The 14,717-nt window shown below is 33.7% G+C and carries 21 protein-coding genes; 14 read left to right on the top strand and 7 right to left on the bottom strand.

All coding sequences use genetic code 11. The features are described 5' to 3' along the window. Positions 1 to 94 precede the first annotated feature (94 nt). The 6 genes from POF52_RS06590 to POF52_RS06565 all read left to right on the top strand — a co-directional run bounded on the left by POF52_RS06590 (position 95) and on the right by POF52_RS06565 (position 5,149). On the top strand, positions 95 to 715 hold the full coding sequence (locus tag POF52_RS06590; protein WP_176583694.1) for a TetR/AcrR family transcriptional regulator: 621 nt from the start codon (positions 95 to 97) through the stop codon (positions 713 to 715). 379 nt (positions 716 to 1,094) lie between these two features. Further along, positions 1,095 to 1,868: a TerC family protein gene (locus tag POF52_RS06585; RefSeq protein ID WP_271991145.1), complete on the top strand. Its 774-nt coding sequence runs from the start codon at positions 1,095 to 1,097 to the stop codon at positions 1,866 to 1,868. A 702-nt stretch (positions 1,869 to 2,570) separates the two neighbouring features. Then, positions 2,571 to 2,768: a hypothetical protein gene (locus tag POF52_RS06580; protein ID WP_016766364.1), complete on the top strand. Its 198-nt coding sequence runs from the start codon at positions 2,571 to 2,573 to the stop codon at positions 2,766 to 2,768. A 17-nt stretch (positions 2,769 to 2,785) separates the two neighbouring features. Then, entirely contained in the window at positions 2,786 to 3,076 is a 291-nt protein-coding gene (locus tag POF52_RS06575; protein WP_016766365.1) for a spore coat protein, read from the top strand. 258 nt (positions 3,077 to 3,334) lie between these two features. After that, complete coding sequence (locus POF52_RS06570) at positions 3,335 to 3,661, top strand: general stress protein (protein ID WP_016766366.1); 327 nt, start codon at positions 3,335 to 3,337, stop codon at positions 3,659 to 3,661. Positions 3,662 to 4,387: 726 nt separating this feature from the next. Continuing rightward, complete coding sequence (locus POF52_RS06565; RefSeq protein ID WP_176583691.1) at positions 4,388 to 5,149, top strand: PAS domain S-box protein; 762 nt, start codon at positions 4,388 to 4,390, stop codon at positions 5,147 to 5,149. A 305-nt stretch (positions 5,150 to 5,454) separates the two neighbouring features. On the opposite strand, the gene POF52_RS06560 is transcribed toward POF52_RS06565, so the two are convergent. Together POF52_RS06560 and POF52_RS06555 are read right to left on the bottom strand one after the other, a co-directional pair. Beyond that, a complete protein-coding gene (locus tag POF52_RS06560; protein ID WP_016766369.1) occupies positions 5,455 to 5,667 on the bottom strand; it encodes a hypothetical protein in 213 nt (70 codons plus the stop codon). 265 nt (positions 5,668 to 5,932) lie between these two features. Then, entirely contained in the window at positions 5,933 to 6,355 is a 423-nt protein-coding gene (locus POF52_RS06555; RefSeq protein ID WP_016766370.1) for an Lrp/AsnC family transcriptional regulator, read from the bottom strand. Positions 6,356 to 6,499: 144 nt separating this feature from the next. On the opposite strand from POF52_RS06555, the gene POF52_RS06550 reads away from it, so the two are divergent. Continuing rightward, the gene (locus POF52_RS06550) at positions 6,500 to 6,706 is read left to right on the top strand and encodes a DUF1272 domain-containing protein (protein ID WP_016766371.1); all 207 of its coding nucleotides are present in this window, start codon (positions 6,500 to 6,502) and stop codon (positions 6,704 to 6,706) included. A gap of 387 nt (positions 6,707 to 7,093) precedes the next feature. On the opposite strand, the gene POF52_RS06545 is transcribed toward POF52_RS06550, so the two are convergent. Further along, entirely contained in the window at positions 7,094 to 7,591 is a 498-nt protein-coding gene (locus tag POF52_RS06545; protein ID WP_074897167.1) for a DinB family protein, read from the bottom strand. Positions 7,592 to 7,805: 214 nt separating this feature from the next. On the opposite strand from POF52_RS06545, the gene POF52_RS06540 reads away from it, so the two are divergent. Further along, positions 7,806 to 8,600, top strand: coding sequence for a hypothetical protein (locus tag POF52_RS06540; RefSeq protein ID WP_271991132.1), 795 nt, complete (start codon positions 7,806 to 7,808; stop codon positions 8,598 to 8,600). 41 nt (positions 8,601 to 8,641) lie between these two features. After that, positions 8,642 to 9,154, top strand: coding sequence for a DIP1984 family protein (locus POF52_RS06535; RefSeq protein ID WP_271991129.1), 513 nt, complete (start codon positions 8,642 to 8,644; stop codon positions 9,152 to 9,154). 237 nt (positions 9,155 to 9,391) lie between these two features. Here POF52_RS06535 and POF52_RS06530 read toward each other — a convergent pair whose 3' ends face one another. After that, complete coding sequence (locus POF52_RS06530) at positions 9,392 to 9,703, bottom strand: DMT family transporter (RefSeq protein WP_047932960.1); 312 nt, start codon at positions 9,701 to 9,703, stop codon at positions 9,392 to 9,394. Beyond that, a complete protein-coding gene (locus tag POF52_RS06525; protein WP_074897174.1) occupies positions 9,703 to 10,041 on the bottom strand; it encodes a DMT family transporter in 339 nt (112 codons plus the stop codon). Before POF52_RS06525 ends, POF52_RS06530 begins: the two co-directional genes overlap by 1 nt. A gap of 184 nt (positions 10,042 to 10,225) precedes the next feature. Between POF52_RS06525 and POF52_RS06520 the strand changes: the two genes are divergently transcribed. From POF52_RS06520 to POF52_RS06500, 5 genes are all read left to right on the top strand, one after another. Beyond that, entirely contained in the window at positions 10,226 to 11,113 is an 888-nt protein-coding gene (locus POF52_RS06520) for a LysR family transcriptional regulator (protein WP_271991120.1), read from the top strand. A gap of 146 nt (positions 11,114 to 11,259) precedes the next feature. Beyond that, positions 11,260 to 11,736: a hypothetical protein gene (locus POF52_RS06515; RefSeq protein ID WP_271991119.1), complete on the top strand. Its 477-nt coding sequence runs from the start codon at positions 11,260 to 11,262 to the stop codon at positions 11,734 to 11,736. 64 nt (positions 11,737 to 11,800) lie between these two features. Next, positions 11,801 to 12,301 (top strand): hypothetical protein, encoded by a 501-nt coding sequence (locus POF52_RS06510; RefSeq protein WP_271991116.1) that lies wholly within the window; start codon positions 11,801 to 11,803, stop codon positions 12,299 to 12,301. Further along, on the top strand, positions 12,291 to 12,461 hold the full coding sequence (locus POF52_RS06505) for a DUF5412 family protein (protein WP_176583807.1): 171 nt from the start codon (positions 12,291 to 12,293) through the stop codon (positions 12,459 to 12,461). The genes POF52_RS06510 and POF52_RS06505 overlap by 11 nt, the downstream gene beginning before the upstream one ends. A gap of 180 nt (positions 12,462 to 12,641) precedes the next feature. Next, complete coding sequence (locus tag POF52_RS06500; protein WP_271991113.1) at positions 12,642 to 13,061, top strand: hypothetical protein; 420 nt, start codon at positions 12,642 to 12,644, stop codon at positions 13,059 to 13,061. A gap of 80 nt (positions 13,062 to 13,141) precedes the next feature. On the opposite strand, the gene POF52_RS06495 is transcribed toward POF52_RS06500, so the two are convergent. Both POF52_RS06495 and POF52_RS06490 read right to left on the bottom strand, forming a co-directional pair. After that, positions 13,142 to 13,288 (bottom strand): BH0509 family protein, encoded by a 147-nt coding sequence (locus POF52_RS06495; protein ID WP_013056404.1) that lies wholly within the window; start codon positions 13,286 to 13,288, stop codon positions 13,142 to 13,144. 895 nt (positions 13,289 to 14,183) lie between these two features. Next, positions 14,184 to 14,384 carry a cold-shock protein gene (locus POF52_RS06490; RefSeq protein ID WP_013056409.1) on the bottom strand — a complete coding sequence of 67 codons (201 nt, stop codon included), beginning with the start codon at positions 14,382 to 14,384 and terminating at the stop codon, positions 14,184 to 14,186. Positions 14,385 to 14,717: the final 333 nt, after the last annotated feature.

Below are 14,717 nucleotides of genomic sequence, written 5' to 3'. Positions count from 1 at the left end.
TATATATAGAACCTTCAATAATTATATATACCAGAAGGTTAATTAATCAACTAGTTTAAATGTGCCAATTTCTTGAACTAGAAGGAGGGCCCTTATGAATACTGATAAGACACCGAAAAAAAAGCCTGGCAGACCTAAAATAACAACTGAAAATAATATAACAAGAGAGCAAATTTTAAAAACAGCTGCCCATCTCTTTATGGCATATGGATACGAAAAAGTTTCAATGGAGCAAGTGGCTGAAGCATGCGATGTGACCAAGGCCAGCGTTTACTACTATTTTAAAAATAAGGCAACTTTGTTTACCGTTTCGGTATCAAGTATGTTCCAACGTATCACAAAACAGACAGAGAAATTATTACAAAACTCCAAAGGGCTGAAACACAGATTATATGAGGTAACATTAGATCATTTAAAAAGACCGCATATTGATTTTGAAACATTATTGCAAGAAGCGACTTCTTCGCTTACAGAAGGTCATATTCATGAAATTCGTGAAGCGGAGAAAGCAATACATGAGGCATTGGAGAACGTATTCAAGCAAGCTGCAAACAGCGGAGAAATCGTCGTAGCAAGTCCCAGATTGCTTGCGCATACATTTTCCACGGTAACAATGATTCGGAACAAAAAAGAATTAATTACAGAATTAGGAGGCCCTGAAAAAACGGCTCAGGCTCTAGTGGACCTGTTTTGGGTGGGGATTAGTCCTAATTGACGTTTTTATTCCAGCGTCAAAAAAAGAAATAAAAAGCGGCTAAAACATATTGATCAATATGTTTTAGCTGCTTTTTATTTGGCCGTAAGTACTTTGTGGAAATCGGTAAATGATAGCGATTACATGTTAAGTGACAAACTTATAAATAAATGGTGGTTCAACGTTTTCATTAACAACCTAACAAGACGAAGTTATATGATGAAAACGTAAAAATTTAATAATTTGGTTTTTATTTGTATTTTAAATAATACTTTATAAAAGGTTAGTGTTAAAATAATGAAAATCCTAGCTTTTAGAGTTGCGTTTAGTATATATGGTTATTCTATTGTAAACAAAACCTTTAGCATAACAGCTTATATTTTGGAAAGGGGAGAAGCGGATGGAATCTATTTGGCTCGAATATGTATGGGCATTATTGATTCTAATCGGGTTAGAAGGATTATTATCAGCTGATAATGCTCTTGTACTAGCAGTTATAGCTAAACATTTACCCGAGGACCAGAAGAAAAGAGCAATTAATTACGGAATTCTTATGGCGTTTATTTTTCGATTTGGAGCTCTTTTTGCCATTTCATTTATCGCCAACGTTTGGTGGATACAGGCGATAGGAGCAGCTTATCTTCTGTATTTAGGTTTAAAGCATGTCATTAAGGCGCGGTTTGGGAAACACAATGAGAATATTCATAATGATGATGAAAAGGAGTCTGCTGGCAAAGGGTTCTGGCCTACGGTGAGCAAAATTGCGTTAGCCGACCTAGCTTTTGCCATTGATTCTATTTTAGCTGCGGTTGCTATAGCACTTGGACTTCCGGATTCACAGTTTGGAGAAATCGGTGGTATGGACGGAGGGCAGTTTGCAGTTGTAGTTCTTGGAGGGATTGCAGGCCTTATCTTAATCAAGTTTGCAGCGACCTGGTTCGTAAAACTCCTTGAAAAGCGACCTGCCCTAGAAACGACAGCATACGCCATTGTTGCCTGGGTAGGTGTGAAACTTGCTGTTATTACTTTTGCACATAAAGATATTGGTGTCTTAGATCCCCATTTTCCTCATAGCACCATCTGGACTCTAATTTTCTATGGAGTATTAGTTGGTATTGCTCTATTAGGTTGGTTTGCACCTGGCAATAAGTCATCAGAAAAATCATCGGCCTAGAAGGTAATCGAGTGTGATAATCACCCTGAATTCATCAATTAACCTTACTCTTTCCTTCCAAACGGATCCTCGCTTTAATATTTAAAAGTATGTTTAGATTTTATAGAAAAGTGAGTTATGTTGATTCAAGTGTAATTATCAAGTGCGTTAATCCAAGCTGGGTTAACTCACTTGATAATTGAAATGGTTGCGCAAACGAACTTGGTTATTTTATTTATGATTTTTGTGCCTTTTACGATAGTCAGTAAAGCAGGAAATTAAGAAAATCCCAATAAAAAAACCAATAAAAAGACCGATAAGACTTTCTATTTGAACATCTTTTTCTCCAATTATTTGACCGTAAATTACCCTGGATATAACATCAACAAAAGAGAGAACAACAGCCTTGATGGTAATATGTAAAAAATTAATAAAATCACACCTTTTACAAAATGTATTACGCAATTTTAAACGATTAAAAAGGTCTAGAAAGAAAGACTTACAATTTAAGGTTCATTGAAGGGTTACATATTACACCTAAAGGGATTTATTCTGCAATAAAACCGAAGGTCAATTGCAAAAGATAGGTGATTATTTTTGTTAGTTTTAATATTCCTATTTATTTTTCTAAAATTTCAAAAAAAAAAAATTAATACTTGTTTAAATGGAAATGATTTGGGAATATAATTCACAAGTCAAAAAAATGACAAGGAGGATACAAACATGGCAAAGGGACTAGCTATGCACGAAACGCTAGAAGTTCATGAAATCTTAACGCTTAAAACATCATGTGTAACAAAAGGAACAGCGATGTTGGAATTGGTAGAGGATGAGGAATTAAAAAAGATTCTTGAAGAAGATGTTCAAACATCTACTGAAGCGATTAAAGAATTGAAAAAAATCTTAAAGAAAGCTCAATAAATAGGAGGGGTAGAAAAATGGCCACTAAAAGTACTCTTACTAAAACGTTAGACGATCTTGCTATTGCGACTGATTTATTATTATCAGCTAAGAGTGGTGTACGAACATATGCTGTAGCGCTTACTGAAACAGCGACGCCGGAAGTTCGAAAGGTATTAAAAAAGCAATTAAATGAAACCATCGAGCTTCATGAAAAGATTGCTCAATATATGATTGATAATGAAATGTATCACGCCTATGATGTAGAAGAACAAGTAAATCACGATTTAAAAAAGGCAGATAAAGCGCTAGATTTAGCGAAAGGTTAACTAAAATTCCCCCTCTGACAATAGAGGGGGAATTTTTTAAGGTTACATAAAAAGTTCTCTTTTGATATTTCTACAAAGGAAAAGAAGTCTATATTTTATTCTCTTAGAAGTAGATAATTTACCCCACTTTATACAATATTTAGATGATATTTTATAGTCTTTTATCCCATATCCGAATAAATTGGTTTTAATTGGCTGCTGAAGGATACACCTATTAGTAGAACGACATATTCTATGGGGATAGAGGAGGAGAAAATAGTGAAGGAAATTAAAGTAGCAGAAAATAGTGGTCAGGCAAATAAGTTTATTGAAGAGTTTTTTGCCAACGGGTTTAGTAAAAACGAAATTTATTTATTGACCTATAATAAAGAGCGCTCGGAATATTTAACAAATACAACAAATACAAAAGAATATCGAGCTTCTGAACAAGGAGTTTTTGAATCCGCAGTTAATAAGTTATTTTCTCGTGAAGATGAACTTCATTCTAAAATGGCCTCGTTAGGTTTAACCCAAGAAGAAGCTAAACAGTGTGTCGGTGAAATGAAACAAGAACGTATAATCATTATTGCAAAAAAAGATATGTAATGGTTTTTCCTAGGAATAACTTTCGAAGAAACTAACTGATCGAGAACTATTAGTAAATCATACTAGCATGTTGCTTTATATATAATATTTGTTCTTCTGTACAAAGGGTTTATGAATATGAAAGATACTGAACGAAAAGTATATTACTAGAGTCGTTTACTACTCTCATATGGAGGTGAAAGGATAATGATTCAATTTTTTGGTATCCACATAGGGACGTTATACTTTCCTACAAGCATCCTTCTAATTACTTTATTAGTTTTAGTAGGTTTTATTATCTATTTTCTTAGTAGAAGAAAAAGAAATAGAGATCAAACGATTCATTCAAATGAGAATAGGGTAAAGGGCAAAAGAGGAAAAGATAAAACTCTGTAAATGATCTAAAAGAAGAATTAATATATTTCGTCATCAAAAAGAATTTCAGTTTGAAGTGAAAGTAAATCATTCTTACCCTACAGTTCCTGATACAGCCTTACACCATATTTAAACCTTGAGAAGGTATGATTTAAATAAATGCAGAGAGGGCCCTTGAATTCATTTCCAAGGGCTGTTTTTATTTGTATTCTGTAAAGGACAGACGACCTTTTAATCTTTTATTTTCTTACTATTTCTTATTTATAACTTCAACAGAAACTTTATTATCGTTTTTTAAGATCTTAAACAAGCAATTGAACCCTTGATAAATTTGAAATAGTAGTCTAACCTTCATATTAAGGAGTGAAAATTATGAATGAAAACATTTCGGGTATTGATTATCAAGAAGTCATTGAATATGCGTTAGATCCACTCATTATTCATTCAAATCATAAGATTATATATGTTAACCACGCAGCTGAACATTTTTTTAGAGGAAAAAGGGAAGATATTATAGGTGCCAGTCCTTTAGATATATTTCAAGAAACATCTAAAGCAGCAATAAGAGAAAGAATCCAATCTGCTTATGAACGTCCAGCAGAGCTCATTGAGGAAACCATATTTAGATTGGACGGGACAACTGTTAATGTTGAATTATATTGTCATCCCTTGCTGCTGGGAGATAAAAAAGTAATCCAAACCTATGTGAGAGATATTACGGTAAAAAAAGAGAGTGAAACAAGACAAAAAGAAATAATAAAGCAAATAAATGAACTGTCTACAACCCTTGTTCCTCTTTTAGAGGGAATCGCTGTACTTCCCTTAGTAGGATCCATAGATGAGGAAAGAGCAAACCAACTTTTAATGGCTGTTCCAGTAAAAGTGCAGACGCAAAATATAAATTGTTTAATTATAGATTTTTCCGGTATTTATACATTGAATTCAATTGTAACGGAGCATCTTTTTAAAATTAATAGCGTTATGTCACTACTTGGAGTGCAATGTATCTTAACAGGATTAAGGCCAGAATTATCTCGCTCTGCTGTACAGCTAGGTATTAATTTAGATTCTACCCGGACAATGGCTACTGTAAAAAACGCACTTCATTTTTTGGGAATTACTTCTAGTAAATAACCTTTAAAATGAAAATAACTAAAGTAACTTCTACGTTTTTAAAGATACATATGATATGAATCTTTAGATGGTGCTACTTTCAGAGGAAGTTTCTGATTAAAGAAATAGTGGCATCGTCTTTATAGTTTCGTGTTGTTTTAAATATTTTTAAATGGTTTTTTAAAATTAGATTTGTATCTTGTATACGTTAGAAAAACAAAAGAAACTCCTGAACATATATCAGGAGTTTCTTTTGTTTAAAATAACATATTGTGCAATCGCACGTTTGTTAAATAAAAGATAGAAGAATCATTGAATTGCTTTCTTCAGTTTAAGATCTTGTATAAAGCTTCAGAAGCGTTATCTATATCATAATCGTTATAATTTAAGGTTTTTTGATCCGTAAGTGTAGTGATTTGAAAAATCTTAGATGTTTTACAATACGACAGTTCCAGTACTTGAGGAATGGTATGAGTAATAGCACTATCCTCATATTGAATCAGAGTATAAAGCGTTTTTTTTATTTCAAGTATATTCATAAAAGTACCTCTTTCCATTATAAGGAAACCTAGGGTACAAAGAGACCATATAATTTTAATTTATGTTCTTTCTCTATTATAACATATGAACGTATAGAAAAATACCTGTCGAGAACAGACAGTATGGTAACTGCAATTGTAAATTCTATGCACTTCTAATTCCGCTAGCTGGTCAGTTAAAAAGGTGACCATTAACAGAACATGTTCTTCTTATAATAGAATTACCTTGAATAGATTCAGTAATAAAAAAGAGTAGATTATTAATCTACTTTATTGCTTTATAAACAACTGGTGAGGAAAGTTTAATCAATGTAGATGGCTGACCAAAAGCCATAGATTCATCAATGAATGTTTCAAGAGATTGAACGGAATTAGTTAAAACTTTTACTAAGTAGTTGTATTGACCTGCCAGACGATGACATTCGATAACTTCAGGGTGTTCTTTGCAATATTCTACAAATTGTCTGCAGTTTGTATTGCTGTATAAAATAAAAGCAGTTACAGGTTTGTTAAAATTTTCAGGATTAATTATTGCTCTATATCCATCTATTATATTTTTTTCTTCAAGTTTTTTTACTCTTTCATTAACAGCAGGGGTAGATAAACCAACCAGCTTTCCCAACTGTGTAACGGACAAACGAGCATTCTCTTGTAGATGTAGTAATATATTTTTATCAATTTCATCCATAAAACATACCCCGCTTTAAATTATAAATTAAAATAATAGGTTTTCCGTCAATATTAAAGTTATTACTTAGTAATACAATAAGAAACATATGTAAAAATAGAAATTTATAGAATACAATTTAATTATATCAAAAGGAGGGATTTAATGGCTTTAGAAATGAGAAATACATGCGAAAAGTGCAATAAGAAACTCCATAATAGCTCTGTTGCTTATATCTGTACACATGAATGTACATTTTGTGATAAATGTAGTGAAAACGAGATGTATATTTGTCCTAACTGTGGAGGAGAACTAGTTAAAAGACCAAGGGGTAAAGAACATTCGTTAAGTTGCTCACTGAGCTTGTCATAAATTTAGATACAACACTACATAGATAATGCAGTCAAAACAGCTACTATCAATGAGGTGGGTATTCAACAGCGAGCCGCAACAGGTTTAAGTACGGAACAAATTATAAAGCATCATAGTGAAAGTTTACATGGTCATTGCAATGTTGCACACTTTCAATTGTCAGAAATGCAGAAGAAGACTTGCTTCGTCTGACATATTATTCTTATAGGTAATTAATTACACGAAGACAAAGATTTTTAGAGTACTGAAAATCGAATTCAGTAATCAATTGATTTATAGATAAAATAAAAGGTAATAGCACATAACTAAAATAAAGCCCTAAAAGTGTCTAATCGACGATTCTTAGGGCTTTGTTTCTGCCAATCATTGGGGCTCAATCGGTTTTTATTAAGCAGGAAAGCCTCCTGTTGGCGGTGGCCATGCTCCATTTAACCTTCTCATAATGACAATTTCACCTAGATGATAGCTGTTGTGAGAAGCAATATTACGCAGTAATCCCCCTGGGGTTTCACTTGGCCAAGCATCCAGAGGTTCTTCGATTGCTAATGTATCAGCTAAGTGACAAGCTTCGTCAATTCCATCACAAAAATGCTGGATTGTCTTTTTCCATTCTTCCTCATCAACCGGAGCAGGGTGTTCAGGCCAGCTTTCACTTACACTTTTCGGTCTTTCAGGGTTTTCTCCTTTAGCAAGGGCAAGTAAAAAGTCTTGCCAATAGCTCATATGCTTCACTAATTGATAAATAGAATAAGGTAATTCTTCTTGTTTATGTGAAGCAAGCTCCATATTAATATCAGTTATTGCGTTAATCGTCGGAAGATGGCCTCTTTCACCTCGCAGTGATTTGATAAGCGCATCACGAAATGCTGTATTCATTTGTGTCATGTTTTTTTCAGCCTTTCTTTTTCAAAGTATTAAGCTTGTAACAGTCTAACACAAATCAGCTTAATATATGTACTTCTGTGATTAACGACTTACTATAACAAAGCCACTAAAATAAATAGTATCAATCACAATTTTTTGTTTGTAAGTTACCTTTATATGAAGAAATATGGTTTAATATAAAACATATAGAAATAAGTAGAAAAAGGTACCCTTTATGGAAAGTGAAAAAGATTATGTGATTTTGAGAAAGACGATAACAACTCTTTCTACAAGCTTTATTTTAGCTTACCTTTTGACAATAACAGGTCTGGTTCAACAGCTAACTGACGGAGAAGAACTATCGTATCATACTGGAAATGACATGGCAGGGGGGTTCCTTGTATATCTTTTTTATGTAGGGGCAGTTATTGCTGTATACGGAAATTTTGTCTCAGCTAAACTGGACGCTATTCGAAAGAAATGGCTTCCCAACATGAGGTGGCTATTTGTCTTCTTCCACGGCATATTAGGCTTAATTAACGGTTTGTTTTTTCAAGATACATATTTGGCTTATTACGGGATGGCAGCTGCTATGTTATATGCATGTATAGATTGGTGGGTAGAAAGAAGAATTGACAGGGAAAAAAGTACAAAAGTATTGCTAATTATACCTCTTATTCTTTTACTTCTCAGTTGGAGTATACTAAAAGCGATATCACCTAGTCTTCCGCCATTTACGAAAGAAGATGCCATAGAGTTTGCGACAAGTGGTGAAGGAACGGATATTGATCTATTTCCTGATAAAGCGGGAACGTGGAAAGGAACGTTTGAGGGATATCACGTTCAAAGAAGCACCTGTGCTAAAAAGTTAAATAAAGAGTTATACCTTGTGACCTTTGAAGAAAACTGGACCAACGGGAAACGAAAAGGACACTATGTAATGTCTTATAAAGTAAATCGCAGCAGTGTCTCAGGGTATGGAGGAAGTGGTACAACACCTCCTTATTATGAAAAGGTATTAGAACAATAAAATAGTAAAAATTAAGTTTATGAATAAAGGAGCTTTGATCTATGTCTAAAATTTCTCTAGCAGAGGCTGTGAAATTGAAAAGTGTATTATCAAAACGAATACACGAACTAGAAGAAGAGATGGACCGTGTTGCATTTGTAGAGATTGAAAAAGGGGAGAAGATTCCTCCTCAAGCTCGATCACTATCTCATGTTGAACAGGATTTAGAGGATATTCGAAAGGATTTGCGTCTACTTGATAAATTAATTTATCAAGCCAATATTCAAAATAATATTACTTATAATGAACACAAACTAACAATTGTAGAAGCGATTGAATACGCCACTCAATTACGTGCCAAAGCAAGAAAATACAAAGAGTTTGGATCATCGTCTAAAGAAGAATATCCTTACTATGGAGAAGGGGTATCCATTATTAAAGTGGCTACATTTGATCCTGAAGAATATCGCCTAAAAGGTCTAGAGGTTGAAAAGAAAGCAAATAGATTATCAAATTTAATTAACGCTAAAAACTATCAAATAGAGTTAGAGTTTGATGGAGATAAATATTTTTAACCCTTGAAGAGGTGAGACTCCCTTCAAGGCATAGAAGAAGAATGTTTAGTGTACTCAAAGTACTATTGTGATGGCAAGTGATAAAACCAATAATCCAATGACTTATTACACTGTTACTATTTACCAATAACCAACTATAGCAATGGACGGTCGATGACCAATACCTCCTTGTTTTTAACTCCTTCTATGGTGCCCTTACTTGTAAGTTAAGTAAGGGCCTTATTTATCTTATTTTTATTAGAAAGCTTTCAGTATAATAACACCTGTAATAATAAGAGTAACCGAGATAATCTTTCTTTTGTTTTTTGATTCCTTAAATATATAAATACCTAACAGCGTTGTACTAACAATCGTCAGCCCTGCCCATATAGCAAAAACGATTCCCATTTCAAAATAGTGCGTCGTTAGAGAAATAAAATAAATACAAGCAATGAAGAGTAGAAATGCGCCTATGGTGGGAACAGTTTGTCTAAAGCCTTTAGATAGTTTTACACACATTTGGCCTGCAATGCCTAAAACTAAGCCCATCGTTAAAAATACGTATCCCATTACGCTGTCCTTCTTTCTTTAGAGCTCCCTTTAATGTTAAGAGAAACTGCACCGATTATAATAAGAGAAACTCCTAAAATTTTAGATAAAGAAATAGTTTCATCAAAAAAGATAATACCTGTGACAACAACAAGTACAGTTGCTCCTCCTGCATACAAAGCACTTGCTACTCCTACTTCACCTTTGGCGTTAAGTAGCATATAAGCAGCAATTGAAGAACAATAAAATAGTATGGCGAGAACAGTAGGAACAAAGTTTGTGAATCCATTTGTAAGATTAAGAAAAAATACTGCGACTACCTCCAAGATGATGGCAAGAAACAATAGTAAATAAAACAATTAGATCTCCTCCTTTCAGTCACCTCATTTTAAGAACTTTACGTAATTGCTACTAAATAATTGCAGTAGCACTCGGATGTCATTATTTTATCTAGAGCTTGATATCTTGTAAAATAATGATAAATGATTATAGATATCACTATTATTAATACCTAAATGAATGTAAGTGGAAAGGAGGATGTTTATGGAAGTAGAAGATATACGCATATTTATGGCTGTAGCAGAATACGGCAGTGTAAGCCTTGCCGCTGATAAGCTAGGCTATGTCCAACCAAATGTAACAGCACGTATTCGGTCTCTTGAACGAAAAATTGGACACCCATTGTTTCATCGTCACAGACGAGGAATGACATTAAATGTAGAAGGTCGAAAACTTTTAACATATGGAGAACAAATGATGCGGCTGATGGATGAAATACAGAAAGCATTTCAAGATGAGCGTAACCTTGTTGGATCATTACGTATTGGATTAGTTGAAACGGTAGTAGGGTTTCCTGAAATCATTTCTTCCTATCATAATAAGCACAAAAATGTGGATATTTCTCTAGTATCAGGAGTAAGTACACAATTAATAGAGAAAGTTCTTAAGTTTCAGTTAGACGGGGCATTTGTAGCAGAACCAGTAAATGTGTCAACGCTTGATCAAATTCCAGCTTTTGATGAAGAAATTGTACTTGTATGCAGTGCAAATGAAAAAGGAAAGAAACAGATTCAGTCTGCCAAAGAGTTGCTGCACTTACCATTCATTTTATTTAATGAAGGCTGCCAATATAGAGAAAGACTACAGCAGTGGTTAAAAGACGAACAAATAGTATCACCAAAAATCATGGAATTTGCTACACTTGAAACGATTATGGGGACAGTTGTTTCTGGTCTTGGTGTGACACTTATAGCCCGGTCATTAGCGGAAAGATATGAGCGGGAAGGGTTAGTACAACTCTTTTCAATACCTGGACCTTACAGAAACCTCAGGATTGTGTATGTCCGTCGCTCCGACTCCTATCTAGGAGTAACTGAGGGTGAATTTATAAAGACAATCAGCGAAGTAAGAGAAGGGAAAAAGCAGAAATAAACAGACGGTTTTTTCATACAGAGCTTTTTTATTTACCCTATGTTTAATATGAATGCACCAAGTGTTAACTAGAAAGGTAAAAGTGGGTTTTTTAGCTCACTTTTTATATGGCATAAATCAAAAATGCTTTTAAAGGAGCCAGCACAGTGAAAATAGAGGACCAAAAATTTGCAGAACGAGTACTGAAGCACTTACTTATTGGCAGTCAAATAGACGGCCTGAAATTTGGGATTGATAGTTCTACAACTCTATTGTATTTTACTAATTATAATAGAAAAGATGATGGTGATTTTGTTTTAAACATCGAAACAAATTGGACTGTATATCCTGAAGCCTGTGATACATACCCATCATCAGAGGGTGAAGTGCCCTTTAATACAGAAGAGCAACATTTTAAACATATTTGGGATATTAGGAGACAAAAAGTAGTAAACGTTCAGCTAGATACTGTATCGCCTCATCTTATCATTTCTCTAGAATCGGGGAGGATTTTATTTGTGAATGGCTACGATCCTAACTACGAATGCTGGCAATTAGGAGACCCTTTTGGAGGAGTTGATTGGCTTTTAGTTGCAATTCCGGGTGGTGACATAGCTATTTGGTGTCCTAGTGAGTTTGAATGAGCGTTATGTTAACTATTCTTGTATATAGTGTACAAAAAAATCACTTAGGAAAATGGTAAAACATATGGAGGAAACATACAAGAATACTATCTTGGAGAGCTTTTATGATTTAAAGGAAATAGTAAGTTCTTTTAATAATCTCCATGAGAAGTACAATTGGTTGTTGAGTGATTTAGATGGATCTTTTCCAGATAAGTATCTTCATTACTTTACTGACTACAGAATTTACAACAACAGAACGAACACTAGTACATACTGGATTACAGGTGAAAAGCTCACGGAGCTTGCTAATAAAGAGGACATCTATTTTATATGGGGAGTTTTCTCTGCCTTTGATAAGAAAGAAATTATAAATTTAGATGTGCTTAAAGAAGAGCCTTATGCTGATGGTAATCCAGATTTTTGGATTGAAGCACCAATAATTCAGCACCCTAAAGCAATTATAGAATTAGTTTTTTGGGACTCATCTTTAATTTTACTTCTGAGCAAGGACGAAGAAGTATCTAGGTATTTTAGAAACAAGTTTGCAAAATGGAAAGACCTAGAGGAGTACAATAACGAGTAGTTCTATAACTTATATATACTATAAAAGAAAAAACATCTATCGGAACTATCCTCAGGAAACAGCCACGGTTAAATGGATAAATGACGAAACAGTTGAAATCAGTGACCATACATTAAACGTTAAACAAGATACATTTAATGCTAATGATCGGAGTAACTAAATACTATTTTTAAACAATTAAGAGCTCTTGGTATTAATTATTTAAAAACGGGCTTAATAAACAAGCAAAGCTGAAGCATCAAGCTGCACTTATTTACTGTGGCTAAAATCGTTTCCTAGCGTTCGTCTAGAAAACAGTAGAGTAGACATTATTTACATGTAAAAGAATAAGCATTGGTAATTGGATTATGTATTCAAAAGGGGGAGAACGGAAGAGGCAGCTGAATACGCTTTACATATTCAATGTTCTTGGCGTATTGCCAAAGGTAATAAAATTGTAGTAGGGTCAGGGGATTTCTATTCTCCAAGAATAGGATTGGAGAATGAAAATGAGCACTTTGAATGGGATATCCAAGGAAATAATCGATTTGATGAACGAATTGCATCTTTTATAAAAGATATAAACGAACACACGATTGTAGAAAGAGTTGACTCGGACGAAGTAGGAGGGCTAAAGATTTTTTTATCTCAAGGTTATTTATTAGAGGTGTTTCCAGATACGTCAGAAGACGATGAATACAGTGAGTTCTGGAGACTTTTCAAGCGGAAGGAAGACAGCTCTCACTTTGTTGTCACAGGAAATGGTCTTAAAAACGAGTAATCCTATAATTAAAGAAATGAAAAAAGCACAAACCCGTTGGAAACGAACGTTTTTGTGCTTTTTTCTTATTTTATAGTGAGTTACATATAATCATAAGCGGAATCATCAAAATAGAGCCAGTGATAATATTCAACCTGCGGATCTGTCATCTTCGAAACTTCTTCTTCATTGAATTTTTGATACTCAACTAATTTCTGCACTTTAGAATTTCTTTCCACTTGGCTCATTTTAAATCCTCCTTATAGTTTGAGAAGTAACAATGTATTTAAAAATAGAAAGCGTTTTCTTTTTCTTGCTTTTATTATATATCTCAATATGAGATTAAAACAATATCAATTATAGATGATTTTTCAAAAAACAATATAGAAATGGTATCATGGCGTCGGATAGGGACAACAAGGCTTCTGCAATCGAAATTAAATAATAGGGGATTCCCAATGGCAAGGCTAAAAATTTTTTGTTAGTATCGTTGCTTAATCCCTAAAAAACATTATGATAACTAGCTCTATAAATTAGAAATAAAGCTAACTGTGTTAAGCTAGCTTTATATTTTTTATGCTGTTTTCCAGAGCTGTAAATTTTCAACTATCGTTCACTCGTTCACTTTGTTATAAAAACTCTTTAACATTTTCATCATGTTACGCCCTGAAGTTCTTGACATTTGATTATTATCTTCATCATCATCATGAGAACTCAGGTACCAACTTCCTTTGTTATCTTCATTTAATCTATATACCTTATTCGTTCTACTATCTGTATAAAAGTTTCCATCCTTCAGTCTCACACAATCCCCCCCCTCTACCAAGTGTCTATCCTGTATTATGCCCAAGATATCAATTTTATGAAAAAAGTCATATACACAAAAACAGCAGATTTCTTAATACGCTTATTATTTTGTAAGTAATATACACAGGCGCAAAAAAGGATAAGAGCTATGAGTGAGAAAATATTTAGTGATGGAGAAATAGTAAATAGAAGAGTATGGAATGAATTAGTGACAATTTTAAAAAGTCATTATGTAAAAAACACGAACTATAATTATTGATGAATAAGTTTTGATATAAAAATCTTTTTAAGTAAAAACAGACTCTGAAAATAGAGTCTGTTTTTTAGTATGGTTTCTTATGCTTTATTTACGTTTGTCGCTTGTGGTCCACGTTGCCCCTGTTCGATATCAAAAGTCACTTCTTGACCTTCATCCAAGGATTTAAAGCCTTCACCTTGAATAGCTGAGAAGTGAACAAATACATCTTCTCCACCTTCGCGCTCAATAAATCCAAAACCTTTGTCAGCATTAAACCATTTCACTTTACCGTGTTCCATTTTTTGTTGCCTCCTAAAATGTAGAAAATAAACCAGATTATCATTAAATCTAGCTTATTTATATATTATCCCAATGGAGACATCTTAAACTTAAATTAATTTGATCTTTTTAACTTTCTTTATCATCACTCATTCCATTAACATGTAACAAGTGTATGACTATAACATTATAGTGAGGTTCTCGTGCAAGAACTTCAAATAAACATGGAGATGATAGAAGTCGAATATTAGCCACTGTTCACACAATCATTAAGGGCATTGCATTCATAAATAGGAACCTGAATTAGATGCGAGAGCATAATGGGAGCCGCCTGTACCAAATAAAGGGAAGTT

The organism is Priestia sp. AB, assembly GCF_028369225.1.
GTDB classification, from domain to species: Bacteria; Bacillota; Bacilli; order Bacillales; family Bacillaceae_H; genus Priestia; species Priestia megaterium.
Note: the sequence above shows the minus strand (reverse complement) of the source record. Positions and strands in the feature narration are given on the sequence as shown.